Below are 14,921 nucleotides of genomic sequence, written 5' to 3' on the forward strand. Positions count from 1 at the left end.
GCAGGCCGCCGCGGCGTCGCAGTCACTTCCATGGGTCGCTTTTAGCCAGGATGGGCAGCCACTGCCCATCCGCGGTTCGAACAGTCCGTTTTAATACCGCTGAGCGCAGGTCGAACCCTGGGCGGAGTTGCGCGCGCAAACCCTCGTGCTCTGACAAGCGCTATCCTTGAGCCTTCCTTCCGTTGCCAGAGCCCACCCATGCTCGATGTACACGCCGTCCGCAAAAGCTACGCCACGCCCCAGGGCCCGTTGATGGTGTTGCAGGGGGTCGACCTGCATCTGGAGCAGGGCGGCAGCCTGGCGCTGATGGGCGAGTCGGGCAGTGGCAAGAGCACCTTGCTGCATCTGATCGCCGGCCTGGACAAGGTCGATGGCGGCAGCATCCGCATCGGCGGGCAGCAGCTGGAGCGGATGAACGAAAATCAGTTGGCCAACTGGCGGCGCACCGAAGTCGGGCTGGTGTTCCAGCAGTTCAACCTGATCGGCAGCCTGCGGGTGGAGGACAACCTGGGGTTCCAGGCGCGGCTGGCCGGGCGTTTCGATGGGCGTTGGCAGGCGCAACTGGTGGAGCGTTTGGGCCTGGGGGATCTGCTGCGGCGCTACCCGGAACAACTGTCCGGCGGCCAGCAACAGCGGGTGGCCCTGGGTCGCGCCCTGGCCGGCAAACCACGGTTGCTGCTGGCCGACGAACCCACCGGCAGCCTCGACGAAGCCACCAGCGACGATGTGCTGCAGCTGTTGCTGGAGCTATTGGCCGAGACCCCCACCAGCCTGTTGATGGTCACCCACAGCCAGCGTGTAGCCAGTCGCCTGGGGCGGATCGCGCTGCTGCATGGCGGGCGTCTGGTCGGCGCGGGCGAGCACTGAGGTGCGGGTGTTCTGGCACAGCCTGCGGGCGCTGCTCAGCCATTGGCGGCGGCACCCGGTGCAGTTCTTCAGTGTGCTGACCGGGCTGTGGCTGGCCACCAGCCTGTTGACCGGGGTGCAGGCGCTCAACAGCCAGGCGCGGGACAGTTACGCCAAGGCCAGCCAGTTGATCGGCGGCGCGCCCCAGGCCAGCCTGGCCACGGCCAATGGTGCGCCGTTTTCCCAGGACCTGTTCGTCGGCCTGCGCCGGGCCGGCTGGCCGGTGTCGCCGGTGGTGCAAGGCCGGCTGACGCTCAAGAGCCATGCACAGCAGCGCCTGCAATTGCTCGGGATCGAGCCGCTGTCGTTGCCGGCCGGTGCGGCGGTCGCCGGCCAGGTGCTGGATTCCGCGCGGATGGTCGAATTCGTCAGCCCGCCGGGCAGCACCTGGATCGCCCCGCAAACCCTGGAAGCCCTCGGCTACCGCGAAGGCGATCGGCCGGTGACCGCGAGCGGCCAGTCACTGCCGCCGCTGCACAGCCAGGCGGACATGGCGCCGGGGCTGCTGCTGGTGGATATCGGTTTTGCCCAGCCGCTGCTGGGCTTGCCGCAGCAGATCTCACGGCTGCTGTTGCCGGCGGATTTCGCCGCCAGCGCGCCGGCCTTGCCCGATGCGTTCAAGGGCCTGCTGGTGCTCAAGCGCGGCAGTGAGGAAAACGATCTGGCGCGCCTGACCGAGAGCTTTCACCTGAACCTCGATGCCCTGGGTTTCCTGTCGTTCCTGGTCGGCCTGTTTATCGTGCACGCCGCCATCGGCCTGGCCCTGGAGCAGCGGCGCGGCCTGCTGCGGACCCTGCGTGCCTGCGGGGTCAGCGCGCGGATGCTGATCGCCTGCCTGTGTGTCGAACTCGGTGGCCTGGCCTTGCTCGGTGGCCTGGCCGGGGTGCTTAGCGGGTACCTGCTGGCCAGCGTGCTGCTGCCGGATGTCGCTGCCAGCCTGCGCGGCCTGTATGGCGCCGAGGTGGCGGGGCAGTTGAGCCTGAGCCCCGGGTGGTGGTTGGGCGGCATCGGTCTGAGCCTGCTCGGCGCCTTGCTGGCGGGGGCCAACAGTCTGCTGCGGGCGGCGCGCCTGCCGTTGCTGGCGCTGGCCGATCCCCAGGCCTGGCATCAGGCGCATGCACGCTGGCTGCGGCGTCAGGCCTGGGTCGCCACGGCCCTGATCGTACTGGCGGGCGCGGCCTGGGCCTGGGGCGACAGCCTGGGCAGCGGTTTCGTGCTGATGGCCGGCTTGCTGCTGGGCGCGGCCCTGGGCCTGCCGGTGTTGCTCAACGGGTTGCTCAGCGCGCTGCTCGGGCGCAGCCGCTCGGTGCTCGGGCAGTGGTTTCTCGCCGATTGCCGGCAGCAGTTGCCGGCCCTGAGCCTGGCGTTGATGGCGCTGCTGCTGGCGCTCGCCGCCAATATCGGCGCCGGCAGCATGACCGCCGGTTTTCGCCAGACCTTCGCCGACTGGCTCGAGCAACGCCTGAGCGCCGAGCTGTACATCAACCCGCAGACCCCGGCGCAGGCGCGGGAGCTGCAACGCTGGCTGCCCGAGCAGCCTGCCGTGGCCGCGGTGCTGCCGGTCTGGCAGGTGGCGCTGCAACTGCAAGGCTGGCCGGCGGACTTGTACGGGGTGATCGAGCATGCCAGCTACCGCCAGCATTGGCCCTTGCTCGAAGCCCTGGGCGAGCAGCCCTGGACCCAGCTGTCCAGCGCCGACACCTTGATGCTCAGCGAGCAGACGGCGCGCCGGCTCAAGGTGCGGCTGGGCGATCGGCTGGATATCCCTGTGCCCGGGGGGCATTGGGCGCCGCAAGTGGTGGCGATCTATGCCGACTACGGCAACCCCAGGGGCCATCTGCTGGTGAATGCCGAGCACCTGCTGGCGCACTGGCCGCAGTTGACGCCCAACCGCTTTAATCTGCGCATCGAGCCAGCCGCCGTGGCGCCGCTGGTCAGTGCCTTGCAGCAGCGCTTTGGCCTCGACGACAGCCGCATGGTCGAGCAGGCGCAGCTCAAGGGCTGGTCGAGCCAGGTATTCGAACGCACCTTCGCCGCCACCGCCGCGCTCAACAGCCTGACCCTGGGGGTGGCCGGCGTGGCGCTGTTTATCAGCCTGCTGACCCAGAGCCAGAGCCGCCTGGGCCAGCTCGCGCCGCTGTGGGCGCTGGGGGTGAGCCGGCGCCAACTGATGCTGCTCAACCTCGGGCAGACCTGGTTGCTGGCGCTGCTGACCTTGCTCCTGGCGCTGCCCCTGGGCATCGCCCTGGCCTGGTGCCTGGACACGGTGATCAATGTCCAGGCCTTCGGCTGGCGCCTGCCGTTGCGGGTGTTCCCGCTGCAACTGGTGCAGCTGCTGGCCCTGGCGGTGCTGGCCACCTTGCTTGCATCGGCCTGGCCGTTGCTCCGCTTGTATCGCAGCCAGCCGGCGGATCTGCTCAGGACCTTTGCCCATGAAGATTGAACGGCTGCCTGGCCTGTTGCTGGTGTTGGCCCTGTGCGGTTGCGATAAAGGCGACGAGCCGGCGCAAGGTTTCGCTGGCCTGGGCGAGGACGCCGCGGCGTTCACCCAGGTGATGCCGGGGCGGGTGTTCAGCTTCCCGGCCGACCATGGCGTGCATGACGGTTTTCGCATCGAGTGGTGGTACCTCACCGCCGACCTCAGGGCCAGCGACGGCCAGCGCTTCGGCGTGCAGTGGACGCTGTTTCGCAGTGCCTTGCGCGCCGAACCCGACCAGCCCGGCTGGCAGGCGCCGAATGTCTGGCTGGGCCACGCCGCGGCGACTTCGGCCACTGCCCATCACGCCGCCGAACGTTACGCCCGCGGCGGGGTGGGGCAGGCCGGGGTGACCGCGCAGCCGTTCAAGGCCTGGATCGACGACTGGAGTTTCAGCAGCCAGTCCGCCGACGCCGACCCGCTGGCGCACATGCAACTGCAAGCCAGCGGCGCGGGTTTCGCCTACCGCTTGCAGCTGCGCAGCGACCGGCCCCTGGTGCTCCAGGGCGAGGCGGGCTACAGCCGCAAGTCCGAGCAGGGCCAGGCGTCCTATTACTACAGCCAGCCGTTTTTCCAGGCCGAGGGCAGCCTGCAGATCGACGGCCAGACCTATCAGGTCCGCGGCCCGGCCTGGCTCGACCGCGAATGGAGCAGCCAGCCCCTGGCGGCCGGGCAGAGCGGGTGGGACTGGTTCTCCCTGCACCTGGACAGCGGCGAGCGGCTGATGCTGTTCCGCGTGCGGGAAAACCACAAACCGCCCTACATCACCGGCACCTGGATCGAGCCCGACGGCCGCACCCAGACCCTGCACAAGGACGATATCCAGCTCACCCCGCTGGAGGACTCCAAGGTGGCGGGGCGCCCATTGCCCACCCGCTGGCGTTTGCGCATTCCCGGTCGCGGCCTGGATATCAATGCCGAGGCGCTCAACCCCAAGGCCTGGATGAACCTGCGCATTCCTTATTGGGAAGGGCCGGTGCAATTGAGCGGCAGCCATGCCGGCAGCGGTTATCTGGAAATGACCGGTTACTGAGACTGGCTGCGTGCAACAAATCGATGGGAGTTACCAACGTCGCTCCGGACCGCGTCTATGCTCAAGCGGCACCGCGCACCAGAACGGCGCGGGTCTTGTTTTCAATTACAGGGATGAATGTCTATGAAGCCGCTTCACTCTCTGGCCAAAGCCGTTGCCTTGGCCACTCTGTTGTCTGCTGCCAGCCTGCATGCCTACGCCGCCGACATTCCGTTGGCCGGTACCGTGGAGGCCGATGAACTGGTGACCAAGGTGCTCTCCGTGGATGCCGCCAAGCATCGTGTGGTGCTGGAAGGCGCGCAGGGCCAACCGGTGCATGTGCAACTCAGCGATCAGGCCAAGGACCTGGGGCATTTGAAGGTGGGCGACCAGGTCAATGTGCGGGTCACTCACGCGGTGGTGGCGGTGCTGGACACCAATGTGGAAAAAGGCCTGCCGGATTCCGCCGAGCGCACCGGGGTGATTCGCGCCACCAAGGACAACCCCAACCCGGGCGGCGAAGCCTATCGCCAGGTGCAGGTGCAACTGAAGATCACCGACATCGACCTGAAGAACAACCAGCTGACCTTCCAGGGGCCGGCGGGTAACAAGAAGGTCCTGGCCGTGGAAAAACCGGAAGTCCAGGCCCGGCTGAAAGACCTCAAGGTCGGCCAGAGCGTGGTGGTGACCTACACCGATGTGTTGCAAGTTACGACCCAGCACGAAGGTTGATTGAGAACGGGCGCTGGTCGTTGTGGCGGCCGGCGCGCGGATCTCGGGAGGTCCGTGCGGGGAGTTGAACGAAGGTGAGCGAAATAAAAAAAATTCCGCCAGCTTTGTGTTCAGAATTCTTCAGAATATGTGCACGGACTTTCTTTTGTCGTTCGATTAAAATAGTTCTCGTTCGCCCGGTGCAAGGGCTCTTTACCGGTGCATGGATTGCCAGGCCAGAGCACTGGGCGAACACCCTCTTCGGGGTTTCCGCCCCACCATTTCCGCCATTGCGTTCATGCGACTCGCGCAGGTTCGACGCCTGTTGCCAGCGGTTGCCAAGCACTCTCGGCTCTCTCCAGCAAGACTCTTTACCGACACAGCCTGTTGTTTCATTACCTGCCGCCCGGGTCGGCTTTAGCCTCGGGACACGGTGGTACACAGCTGCAGGCCCAGCGCGCGCATGACCTTGACCACGGTATCGAAGCGCGGCTTGGCGCCCGGGGCAAAAGCCTTGTAGAGGCTGGCCCGGCCCTGGCCAGTGGCCTTGGCAATCTGCGTCATGCCCCGCGCCCTGGCGACATGGCCCAGGGCGCGGATCAGTTCATCGGTATCGCCATCGGCCAGGACCTGGGACAGGTATTCGCTGATCGCCTGGTCGCTGTCGAGCAGGGTGGCGATGTCGAAGGCAAGCAGTGTGTCGGACATATCAGAACTCCTTGGCCAGGGAACGGGCCTGGCAGATATCGGCAGGCTGGGTGGACTTGTCGCCGCCCAGCAGCAGGACGATCAGCGTATTGCCGCGAAGCGTGAAATAGATGCGGTAGCCGGCGCCCATATTCACGCGCATTTCCGAGAGACCGCCGCCGAGGTTTTTCACATCGCCCAGGTTGCCCGCCGAAGCCCGCTCGATACGCCGAGCGATGGCTATCCTGGCGCGCAGGTCCCGTAGCGTGGTGTGCCATCGGGCAAAGGCGGTCGTCTGCAGGATCTCGTAATCCATGAGTGACTGTATCCATATAGAGACAATATTGAAAGGAGTGATGACCCTCAGGCGACTGACGGTGCGCTTGAAGGGGTCATGGAAAGGTAAGCAGGAGGGGAGTGGGCGAGGCGGGCTGTTTCGTATCGGCATGTTGTCGATCAGGGCTGCCGAAACACCCTGTAGCCATTGCCCTGTGGTGGCTGCTGGAAAGGGCCAGCATCAGCCGTTCTGGCTGATGCTGTGGGACGGAAAATCAGAGAGCGGGCAGGCCCAGTGTCGCGGCGCATGCCTGGAGCGAGCGCTGTTGGGTATCGGCGTACAGCTGCAGTTCATCGATGGTCGGACGCCCCAGGGCCCGCTCGAAAGCCTGCCGGTTGGAGTGGCCGGCGTAATGGCTTTGCGCATCGTCGCCCAGGTTGGACTGGAAGATCCCGGCGGCGCTGACCGGCAGGAAGTCCTCGTACACCAGCGGCTCGGCCCGCACATGCCCGGCGTGGATCAGCGCCTCCAGGTTCGTCGGTCGATCCGCCTGTTGGCGCGCGGCCAGGCCTTGTTCGCTGGCGAAGTAGCGGAAGTACGCCAGGCCCTGTTCGCGCATGGCCTCGTGGTCATCAGGAAAGGCGCGGAAGTGTTCGGCCATCAGGGTGTTGTAGCGCTGGGCATTGGCTTCGTTGGGAAAGTCCCCCAGGGCGTCGCGGGCGGCGTTCAACAGCTGGTCGTACAGCGCCCGGCCCTTGGGGGTGAGGGCGGCGCCGCGCTGTTCGATCTCGCCGAAGCGCGCGCTGTGGCTGCCGCGGCTATCGGGCTGGTCGGTGAAGGCCACGGCTTCCTCCAGCGCCTTGAAGCTGGTCTGGCGCAAGAGGATCGGGCATTCCCGGCGCGGCGGGCCTTCGATCACCGCCTTGGGCGTGATGCCGTGGGCCGGCATCAGCGCTTGCACCTGGTCGATGTCCAGGGTGCGCGGCGTCAGGTGGTTGATGTGCGGCCCCTTGAACGCCACCACGTCGGCGATCAGCCGGTGCTGGGCGCTCAGTTGCTGGTACTGCCCGGCCGTGACCGTGGCGCTGTGGTGCCAGCGGAAGGTTTCCAGGGCCTGCTCGACGAATTCCCCGGCGGCGCGGTCGTCGAGGCCGCCCTGGGTTTCGGCCTGTTCGATCAGGGCCAGGGCGCGCGGGGTGAAAATGCTCCGGCGGGCCAGCACCGATTCGGCGAAGCTACGCAATTGCGGGTTGTCGATCAGTTCCAGGCGCAGCAGCGAAGTGAAGACCCGGAACGGGCTGACCTGCAAGGCGCTTTCGTGCACCGCGCGAAAGGCCGTGGAATGCACCGGCACCCCGGCCGGGGTGAGGTCGTAATAACCCACCGGCTGCATGCCCATTACTGCGAACAGGCGGCCCAGGGTCGCCAGTTCGGTGGCGGTGCCGACGCGGATGGCGCCGTGGCGCTCCAGGTCCAGGCGCTGGATTTCGCCGGTGCTGCGCAGCTGCCGGGCGATCCTCTCGTCGCTGCCCAGGACCCCGGCGTTGACCTGGGTCACCAGCTCCATCAGGGCACCGTACAGCGGCACTTCCTCGCGGTACATGTCCGACATCGCCCGTGAAAAACGTTGGCGGATCAGGTCTGGGCTGACGAAGCTCTGCAGGCTCATAAACAAGGATTCCCGGCGTAGTGAGACAAAGAGGGTAGCGGTGTTGGCTGGGCCTGATTCTGGTTGGCGCGGGGTGTGCTGACAAACGAAGTTTCTTCCGGACTTCATTCTGCAAATGAATGCAGGCGGGCAGGGTGGCTACGTGCAGCTGGACCGATGGCATCCGCTGGTTTTCGCTGGACGGGCATGGCCCCTTGCGCCCAGGCAACCCGCAGCGCTTTCCGGGGGCTGAGCGGTGATGGCGATTTGCCGTTGCGCTGATAGACTTCTGAACACGACCGCATTCCATGGCTTGCGTACCGTTCAACGGAGGCGACTTGGCCTTGACGCCGCACAACGGAGGAAAGGGACTTTCACTGGCCAGGAGGCTGTACAAAACGCGAATTCTGGGGTTGGCCCTGGGGTTCTTCTGCGTGGCCGCGGGCATATACCCGCTGCATCCATCGCCCTGGGTCTGGGCGTTCATGTCGTTCAACGCGTTCATCTGGCCGCACCTGGCGTACCAGTGGGCGCGCTGCTCGCCAGTGCCGTTTCGCGGCGAGCATCACAACCTGTTGGTGGATGCCTTCCTCGGTGGGTTCTGGGTGGCGGCCATGCACTTCAACCCGCTGCCGACCACCACCACCCTGTCGTTGATGGCGATGAACAATATCGCCCTGGGTGGCGTGCCCTTTTTCCTGGCCGGTTGTCTGGCGCAGATGCTGGGAGTCGCGCTCGGGCTGCTGCTGTTCGGCATCGGGTTCGAGGCCCAGACCAGTGCGCTGCAACTTTATGCCTGCTTGCCGATGCTGACCCTGTATCCGCTGGCCCTGGGGTTTATCTGCTACCAGCAGGCCAATGTCCTGTCCCGGCACAAGCGCGAATTGCTGGCCCTGAGCCGCACCGACAGCCTGTCAGGCCTGCTCAACCACGGGGCCTGGAAGGACCAGTTGGAAATCGAGTTCCAGCGTTGCCGGCGCCAGGGGACGAACCCGAACCAGGGCGGCGCCATCGCGCTGATCGACATCGATCATTTCAAGGCCATCAACGACACCTACGGCCATGTCGCCGGCGACATCGTGTTGCGCCAGTTGAGCAAGCTGCTCAAGCAGAACCTGCGGATCAGCGACCTGGCCGGGCGTTATGGCGGCGACGAGTTCTGCGTGATCCTGCCGGACGTGCCGCTGGAGCATGCCGCCGAACTGATGGAGGCTTTGCGTTGCCGTTTCGGCGGATTGGGCTATGAGCAGAGCCCGGCCCTGGAGGTCAGCCTGAGCATCGGCCTGGCCGCCTATTCCCCGGACCATAGCGATGCCCTGGACTGGTTGAACGATGCCGACCAGGCCTTGTACGAGGCCAAGACCACCGGCCGCAACAAGGTCAGCTGCCGCCGCGGCGGCTGCTCGTCGAAGGTCCTGCTGAACTCCTTGTAAGGCCGTTCGCAGAGCATTGCGCCAGCATGGAGGGGGGCGAATTTGTCAGGTAGGGTGGGCGGGCACCTTCCGACACGAAACAAGGACCGATTCATGACGCAGACTCCCCCTCGCTCATTGCTGGCCGCCCGTATCGGCCTGACCCTCGCCCTTGGCCTGCTGGCCACCCACGCCAGCGCCGCCCCCCACCCACAAGTGCAGAACGATGCGCAGCAATACCGGGGCGACGCCCTGAAACTGTTGGAGCGCCTGGTGAATATCGACTCGGGCTCCGGCTACGAGGCGGGGCTGGACCAGGTGAGCGACATCGCCATCGCCGAGCTGAAGAAGCTTGGCGCCAGCATCGAAAAAGTCCCCAACGGCACGGCCGGCGGCAGCCATGTGCTGGCCACGCTCAAGGGCACCGGCAAGGCCAGGATCCTGCTGATGGCGCACATGGACACGGTGTTCAAGGAAGGCACCGCGGCCGAGCGGCCGTTCCGTATCCAGGATGGTCGCGCCTATGGCCCGGGAGTGATGGACGACAAGGGCGGCATCGTCGCCGGGATCTACGCGCTGAAGGTCCTGGATAATCTCAAGTTCAAGGACTACGCACAGATCACCTTCCTGCTCGATGCCAGCGAGGAAACCGGTTCGGAAATCGCCACCGAGCTGATCAAGAAAACCGCCAAGGCCCACGACGTGACCTTGAACCTGGAGCCGGGGCGCCCGGCCGATGGCCTGGTGGTGTGGCGCAAGGGCAGCGCCACGGCGCTGGTGGAGGTCAAGGGCAAGGCCGCTCACGCAGGCGTCGCGCCGGAGCTGGGGCGCAACGCGGCGATGGAGGCGGCGCACCAGATCCTGCAACTGGGCAAGCTGGGGGACGAAGAGAAGAAAACCACCATCAACTTCACCGTGCTCAAGGCCGGCGACCGGACCAATGTGATTCCCGACCAGGCCACCGCCAAGGCGGATGTGCGGGCGGCGGTGCCGGAGGAGTTCGACCGCATCGAGAAGGATCTGGTGCGGGTCTCGGCCAACAAGCTGATCGCCGACACCGAAGTCAAGACCACCTTGCAGCGCGGTTTGCCGCCGATGCCACAGACCGAGAAGTCCGATGCACTGGTGGCCATGGCCCAGGGCATCTACGGCGAACTGGGGCGCAAGCTGACCATCGAGGGCAGCGGCGGGGCGGCGGACTCCAGCCTCTCGGCCGGCGTCGGCACGCCGACCCTGGATGGCTTCGGCATCGTCGGCGGCAATATCCACACCCCCGAGGAATACGCCGAAGTCGAGAGCGTGGCACCACGGATCTATCTGCTGGCGCGGATGATCATGGAGCTGTCGGCCAAGCGCTGATTGCAGGAATAGACGCACTGCATTGTCTGCATGGCCGGACCTGTAGCCGCTGCCGAGCCCGCGAGGCTGCGATCGACTGCGCAGCAGGCGCAAGGATCTCGAGACCGCTGGAGGACCTGCGGTCCTATCGCAGCCTCGCAGGCTCGGCAGCGGCTACAAGGGAATGGCTGCGGGGGCCTGCGATCCCTCTGCCTATACTCGAAAGCCTCGTCCCCCACAGCGGAGCCTTCAATGAGCAGCCACCTCACCGAATACGTCGACGCCAGCCCGGAAGTGCGGGCGGTGTTCGACGACATCATGCGCACCCGCCGGGTCGACCAGGTGAACAACTTCTGGAAATGCCTGGCGGCCTATCCGCCGACCTTGCGTCGTACCTGGGACAGCCTCAAGGAGATCATGGCGCCGGGGGCGCTCGATCCGCTGACCAAGGAGCTGATCTACGTCGCGGTCAGCGTCACCAACAACTGTCCGTATTGCATCGCTTCGCACACCGCCGCGGCGCGCAAGGCGGGGATGACGGAGGCGATGTTCGGTGAGTTGCAGGCGGTGGTCGGCATGGCCAACGAAACCAATCGCCTGGCCAACGGCTACCGGGTGCCGCTGGATGACGGGTTCAAGCTCGAATGAGTCCGATGCGGCCCTTGGCGCCGCTCAGGCATCGGCCAGCGCCGTCCTTGGGCTTTCGGCCGCGACCGCCTTGGCCTGGGTGGCCAGCAGCGGCACGGCGCGCACCAGGTCGCCGGGCTGCACTTGCAGGCGCTTGGCGCTGAGGCGATCCACCAGCAGGCAGCCGGACACCAGGCGAGCGCGGGCGCGGGTGACGCGGCAGCTTTCCAGCCGGCGGTTGTGGATCAGCCAGGTCGGCGCGTCGTCGTCCGGGGTGCCGACCAGCAGCGGCAGCACCTGGCTTTCGCGCACCGCGCGGACTTTGCTCAGCTCGGCCTCGATCACTGGCCCGCCGTCGAAGATGTCGATATGGCCCTGATGGGCAAAACCTTCGTGGCGCAGGATGGCCAGCGCCGCCTCGGCGTTTTCGTGGGCCTGGCCGATCGCGGCCTGGGCCGGTTCGCTGAGCAGGCAGGTGTACAGCGGCTGGCGCGGCAGCAGTTCGGCGATAAAGGGTTTGTGGCCGAGGCTGGACAGGTGGTCGGCCTGGACGAAATCCATCTGCAGAAAGTGCCGGCCCAGGCTGTTCCAGAACGGTGAGCAGCCGTTCTCGTCGCCCTTGCCGCGCAGCTCGGCGATCAGCTTGTCGCCGAACAGGTGCGGGAACTCGGCGACGAACAACAGGCGCGCCAGGGACAGCAGGCGGCCGTTGGTGTCACGGCGCTGGTCGGGGCGCAGGAACAGCGAGCAGAGTTCCGATTGGCCGGTCATTTCGTTGTTCAGGAACAGGGTCGGGATCTGCCGCCGGATGCCCAGGTGCGGCGCCGAATTGACGGTCATGCCGACCCGGTAGCTGTACCAGGGTTCGCGCAGGCCCACGGCGCCGGTCAGGGCGCTGATGCCGATCACTTGCTGGTCGTCGTCCTCGAGCACGAACAGGTAGTCGGCGTCGGCCCGTTCCACCTGTTCGGCAAAGGTCCGCTGGGCCCAGCGAATCCGGTGGGTCAGGCGCTCCTGGTTGGCCGGCAGGCTGGTCAGCCCCAGGCCTGCGCGCCGGGCCAGGGCCATCAACGCGGGCAGGTCGGTCACGCGTACCGGGCGAACGATCATGATGCAGCTCCTTCTGCGCGCCTGTTCAGGCGGCGAATGCAAACGTGTCCGGGGTTCTTCATAGGGCGACCAGCCGTACCGGGTCGCCGGTTTGCAGGTGCAGGGCCTGGAAGGTTTGCGGGTCAAGGTTGACTAGGTCCCCCGGTGCTTCGTCCAGGTGCACCAGGGCGGCCCGGTATTGCCCCAGCCGTTCGTTGCTCGCCAGCCAGGCCCGGCCGCTGCCGCTCTGTTGGCCCGGGCAGGCGTTGGCGATAAGGCTCTGGTGGATGGAGCGGACGCCACTGTGGCGGGCGTACAGCGTTGGGCCGCCGTCGAACAGGTCGACATAGTGGTTGGCTTCAAACCCCTCGCGCAGCAGGATCTCGTAGGCCTCGCGACCCTGCGGGTGGACCTGGCCGATACAGTCCTGGGCCGCCTTGGGCAGCATCGGGATGTAGATCGGGTACTGCGGCATCAGGTCGGCGAGGAAGCTGCGGCTTTGCAGGCCGCACAGGCGTTCGGCCTCGACATAGGGCAGGTCGAAGAAGTGCTTGCCCAGGGCATCCCAGAACGGCGAATGGCCGTCGTCGCTGCTGTAGCCGACGATCTCGGTGATGCTGGTGTCGGCGAAGCGCGAGCCATGGGCGGCAATGAACAGCAGGCGGGCCCTGGAAAGCAGCTCCGCCATCGGCGTGCCCACCAGGTCCGGGTCGATATGAAAGCCGCGCAGCAGGCTGTGGTTGCTCAGGTCCTGGCACAGCGACAGGGTCGGCACGCCGTGCTGCACGTTCAGCTCCCGCGAGCTGCTGACGAAGGGCCGGTTGCGCAGGCTGTAGAAGGGCGCGCAAAACCCGGCCATGGCGAGGATTTCCGAACAGCCGCGCAACTGGCCGCTGGCCGGGTCGTGCAGGACAAAAAAATAGTTCTCCGGCCCCGGCGCCTGCACGTTGGCGGCGAAGGAGGCGCAGGAGTCGAGAATCTTGTCCAAAAGGTGTTGTCGATCGTCCGGCAGGGACGTCACCCCCACCAGGCTTTCACGGGCCAGCCGTTGCAACTCCGGCAAATCGTCTGGCGCAACTGGGCGTAAGACCAGCATGGATGCACTCCTGTATCAAAATGATCGACGCCTGGTCGCAAAACCCGGGGCGCCGAACCTGACAATCACTGTCGGTTTCCACGCATTACTGCCACTGCCCGCATGGGCGGGCGGTGGCACGCAGGCACCTGTCGGCGCCCACTCGGATTCGCCGGAGCACCTTCATGGTGCCGCGGCGGCCGGGGGTGTTGATTAAAGTGGATCGGCCAGCGCCGTATTGGCGCCCAGCTTGTTGAGGAAAAACAGGTAGACCAGGCCGATGGCGATCCAGATGCAACCGAGTTTCTGCGCATCGACCCCCATGTTGTACATGATCGCGCAGACAATTAGAAAGCCGATCACCGGACAAATCAGATGCCGCAGTACCTGGGCCGACTGGTTGCGACGCCAGTAGTGATTGATCACGGTCAGGTGCAACAGCATGAAACCGCTGAGGGCGCCGAAGTTCACCAGGGAGGTGAGGGTGTCCACCGAGTTGATGAACAGGTAGCAGATCAGCAGCGACAGCACGGCCACCAGGTAGATGCTGACGTGTGGCGTGTTGTGCCTGGGATGGACCTTGGCCAGGATTTTCGGCAGCTTGCCGTCGCGGGCCATGCCGAACAGCAGGCGCGACACGGCCGCTTGCGAGGTGATGGCCACCGCCACGCCCCAGGCCAGCGCGGTGGCCACCGCGGTCAGGGTCGCCAGCCAGCTGCCGCCGGCGATTTCGGCGATCTCGTAGAAGGCGGTGTCCGCCGACTTGAAGCCCATGCCGGCGGCCAGGTCGGTGGCGATCCAGGTCTGCACCACAAAGATCGCGCCCATCACCAGCAGGGTGATCAGCGCGGCGCGGCCGACGCTCTTGCCCGGCTCGCTCTTGATCTCTTCGGCCAGGGTGGAAATGGCATCGAAACCGAGGAACGACAGCACGGCGATCGACACGCCCTGCATCAGCATGCCGAAGTGGAAATTCTCCGGGTGGTACAGCGGCGCCAGGGTCAGCTGGCCGTTACCGGCGCCACCGTGCAGGGCGTTCCAGGCGTAGAACAGGAAGATCCCCAGCACCACCAGTTGCGCCAGGAGGAACACGATGTTCATCCGTGCGGTGAAGGTGATGCCGCGCAGGTTGACGAAGGTGGCGCTGACCAGGAACGCGAGGATGAAGCCGACCTTGGGAATGTCCGGGTACAGGTGGTTCAGCGCCATGGCCGCGTAGACGTACAGCAACGGCGGAATCAGCAGGTAGTCGAGCAGCATCAGCCAGCCGGCGATGAAGCCGACATGGGGGTTGAGCCCGCGCTGGGCGTAGGAATAGACCGAGCCGGCGATGGGAAAGGCGCGGGCCATGCTGCCGTAGCTGAGGGCGGTGAAGAGCATCGCCAGCATGCCGATGATGTAGGCCAGCGGCACCATGCCCGGTGCTTCCTGGTTCACATAGCCGTAGACCCCGAACGGGGCGATGGGGATCATGAAAATCATCCCGTAGACCACCAGGTCGCGCAGCGTCAGGCCGCGCTTGAGTTCCTGTTTGTAGCCGAATTCTTCAATCTCCATGAAGAGGTTCTCCTTGTCAGCCAAAGGGGGGGCGGGAGCCTGTCGCTGAGGTCGAAGGATGACCTGCAGGGGCAGGCAATGTATTTGAACCTGGCAGGTTTAAAGA

At 65.8% G+C, this 14,921-nt stretch carries 13 protein-coding genes; 7 read left to right on the forward strand and 6 right to left on the reverse strand.

Features of this window, described 5'->3' with window-relative positions; genetic code table 11:
• Positions 1 to 198 precede the first annotated feature (198 nt).
• From AC3RCP_RS11625 to AC3RCP_RS11640, 4 genes are all read left to right on the forward strand, one after another.
• The gene (locus AC3RCP_RS11625) at positions 199 to 867 is read left to right on the forward strand and encodes an ABC transporter ATP-binding protein (RefSeq protein ID WP_492571493.1); all 669 of its coding nucleotides are present in this window, start codon (positions 199 to 201) and stop codon (positions 865 to 867) included.
• Complete coding sequence (locus tag AC3RCP_RS11630; protein WP_492571494.1) at positions 833 to 3,349, forward strand: ABC transporter permease; 2,517 nt, start codon at positions 833 to 835, stop codon at positions 3,347 to 3,349. Before AC3RCP_RS11625 ends, AC3RCP_RS11630 begins: the two co-directional genes overlap by 35 nt.
• Positions 3,339 to 4,415 carry a lipocalin-like domain-containing protein gene (locus AC3RCP_RS11635; protein WP_492571495.1) on the forward strand — a complete coding sequence of 359 codons (1,077 nt, stop codon included), beginning with the start codon at positions 3,339 to 3,341 and terminating at the stop codon, positions 4,413 to 4,415. The genes AC3RCP_RS11630 and AC3RCP_RS11635 overlap by 11 nt, the downstream gene beginning before the upstream one ends.
• Before the next feature lie 123 nt (positions 4,416 to 4,538).
• Positions 4,539 to 5,126 carry a hypothetical protein gene (locus tag AC3RCP_RS11640; protein ID WP_007923530.1) on the forward strand — a complete coding sequence of 196 codons (588 nt, stop codon included), beginning with the start codon at positions 4,539 to 4,541 and terminating at the stop codon, positions 5,124 to 5,126.
• A 396-nt stretch (positions 5,127 to 5,522) separates the two neighbouring features.
• Here AC3RCP_RS11640 and AC3RCP_RS11645 read toward each other — a convergent pair whose 3' ends face one another.
• From AC3RCP_RS11645 to hglS, 3 genes are all read right to left on the reverse strand, one after another.
• Positions 5,523 to 5,813, reverse strand: coding sequence for an addiction module antidote protein (locus tag AC3RCP_RS11645; protein ID WP_007923531.1), 291 nt, complete (start codon positions 5,811 to 5,813; stop codon positions 5,523 to 5,525).
• Between the two features lies 1 nt (position 5,814).
• Positions 5,815 to 6,108, reverse strand: a complete 294-nt coding sequence (locus AC3RCP_RS11650) for a type II toxin-antitoxin system RelE/ParE family toxin (protein ID WP_492571496.1) — start codon at positions 6,106 to 6,108, stop codon at positions 5,815 to 5,817.
• Between the two features lie 235 nt (positions 6,109 to 6,343).
• Positions 6,344 to 7,738, reverse strand: a complete 1,395-nt coding sequence (gene hglS, locus AC3RCP_RS11655) for a 2-oxoadipate dioxygenase/decarboxylase HglS (RefSeq protein WP_492571497.1) — start codon at positions 7,736 to 7,738, stop codon at positions 6,344 to 6,346.
• Positions 7,739 to 8,025: 287 nt separating this feature from the next.
• Here hglS and AC3RCP_RS11660 point away from each other — a divergent pair, with 287 nt between their 5' ends.
• The 3 genes from AC3RCP_RS11660 (at position 8,026) to AC3RCP_RS11670 (ending at position 11,115) form a co-directional block, all read left to right on the forward strand.
• A complete protein-coding gene (locus tag AC3RCP_RS11660; protein ID WP_052034467.1) occupies positions 8,026 to 9,150 on the forward strand; it encodes a diguanylate cyclase in 1,125 nt (374 codons plus the stop codon).
• Between the two features lie 93 nt (positions 9,151 to 9,243).
• Positions 9,244 to 10,488 carry a M20/M25/M40 family metallo-hydrolase gene (locus tag AC3RCP_RS11665; protein ID WP_492571498.1) on the forward strand — a complete coding sequence of 415 codons (1,245 nt, stop codon included), beginning with the start codon at positions 9,244 to 9,246 and terminating at the stop codon, positions 10,486 to 10,488.
• A gap of 231 nt (positions 10,489 to 10,719) precedes the next feature.
• Positions 10,720 to 11,115, forward strand: coding sequence for a carboxymuconolactone decarboxylase family protein (locus tag AC3RCP_RS11670; RefSeq protein WP_492571499.1), 396 nt, complete (start codon positions 10,720 to 10,722; stop codon positions 11,113 to 11,115).
• 24 nt (positions 11,116 to 11,139) lie between these two features.
• On the opposite strand, the gene astA is transcribed toward AC3RCP_RS11670, so the two are convergent.
• The 3 genes from astA to AC3RCP_RS11685 all read right to left on the reverse strand — a co-directional run bounded on the left by astA (position 11,140) and on the right by AC3RCP_RS11685 (position 14,815).
• Positions 11,140 to 12,204 (reverse strand): arginine N-succinyltransferase, encoded by a 1,065-nt coding sequence (gene astA / locus AC3RCP_RS11675; RefSeq protein ID WP_492571500.1) that lies wholly within the window; start codon positions 12,202 to 12,204, stop codon positions 11,140 to 11,142.
• A gap of 58 nt (positions 12,205 to 12,262) precedes the next feature.
• Complete coding sequence (locus AC3RCP_RS11680) at positions 12,263 to 13,279, reverse strand: arginine N-succinyltransferase (protein ID WP_492571501.1); 1,017 nt, start codon at positions 13,277 to 13,279, stop codon at positions 12,263 to 12,265.
• 192 nt (positions 13,280 to 13,471) lie between these two features.
• Entirely contained in the window at positions 13,472 to 14,815 is a 1,344-nt protein-coding gene (locus tag AC3RCP_RS11685) for an APC family permease (RefSeq protein ID WP_102681114.1), read from the reverse strand.
• Positions 14,816 to 14,921: the final 106 nt, after the last annotated feature.

The sequence above is a fragment of the Pseudomonas sp. GW822-FHT05A08 genome, assembly GCF_058800485.1.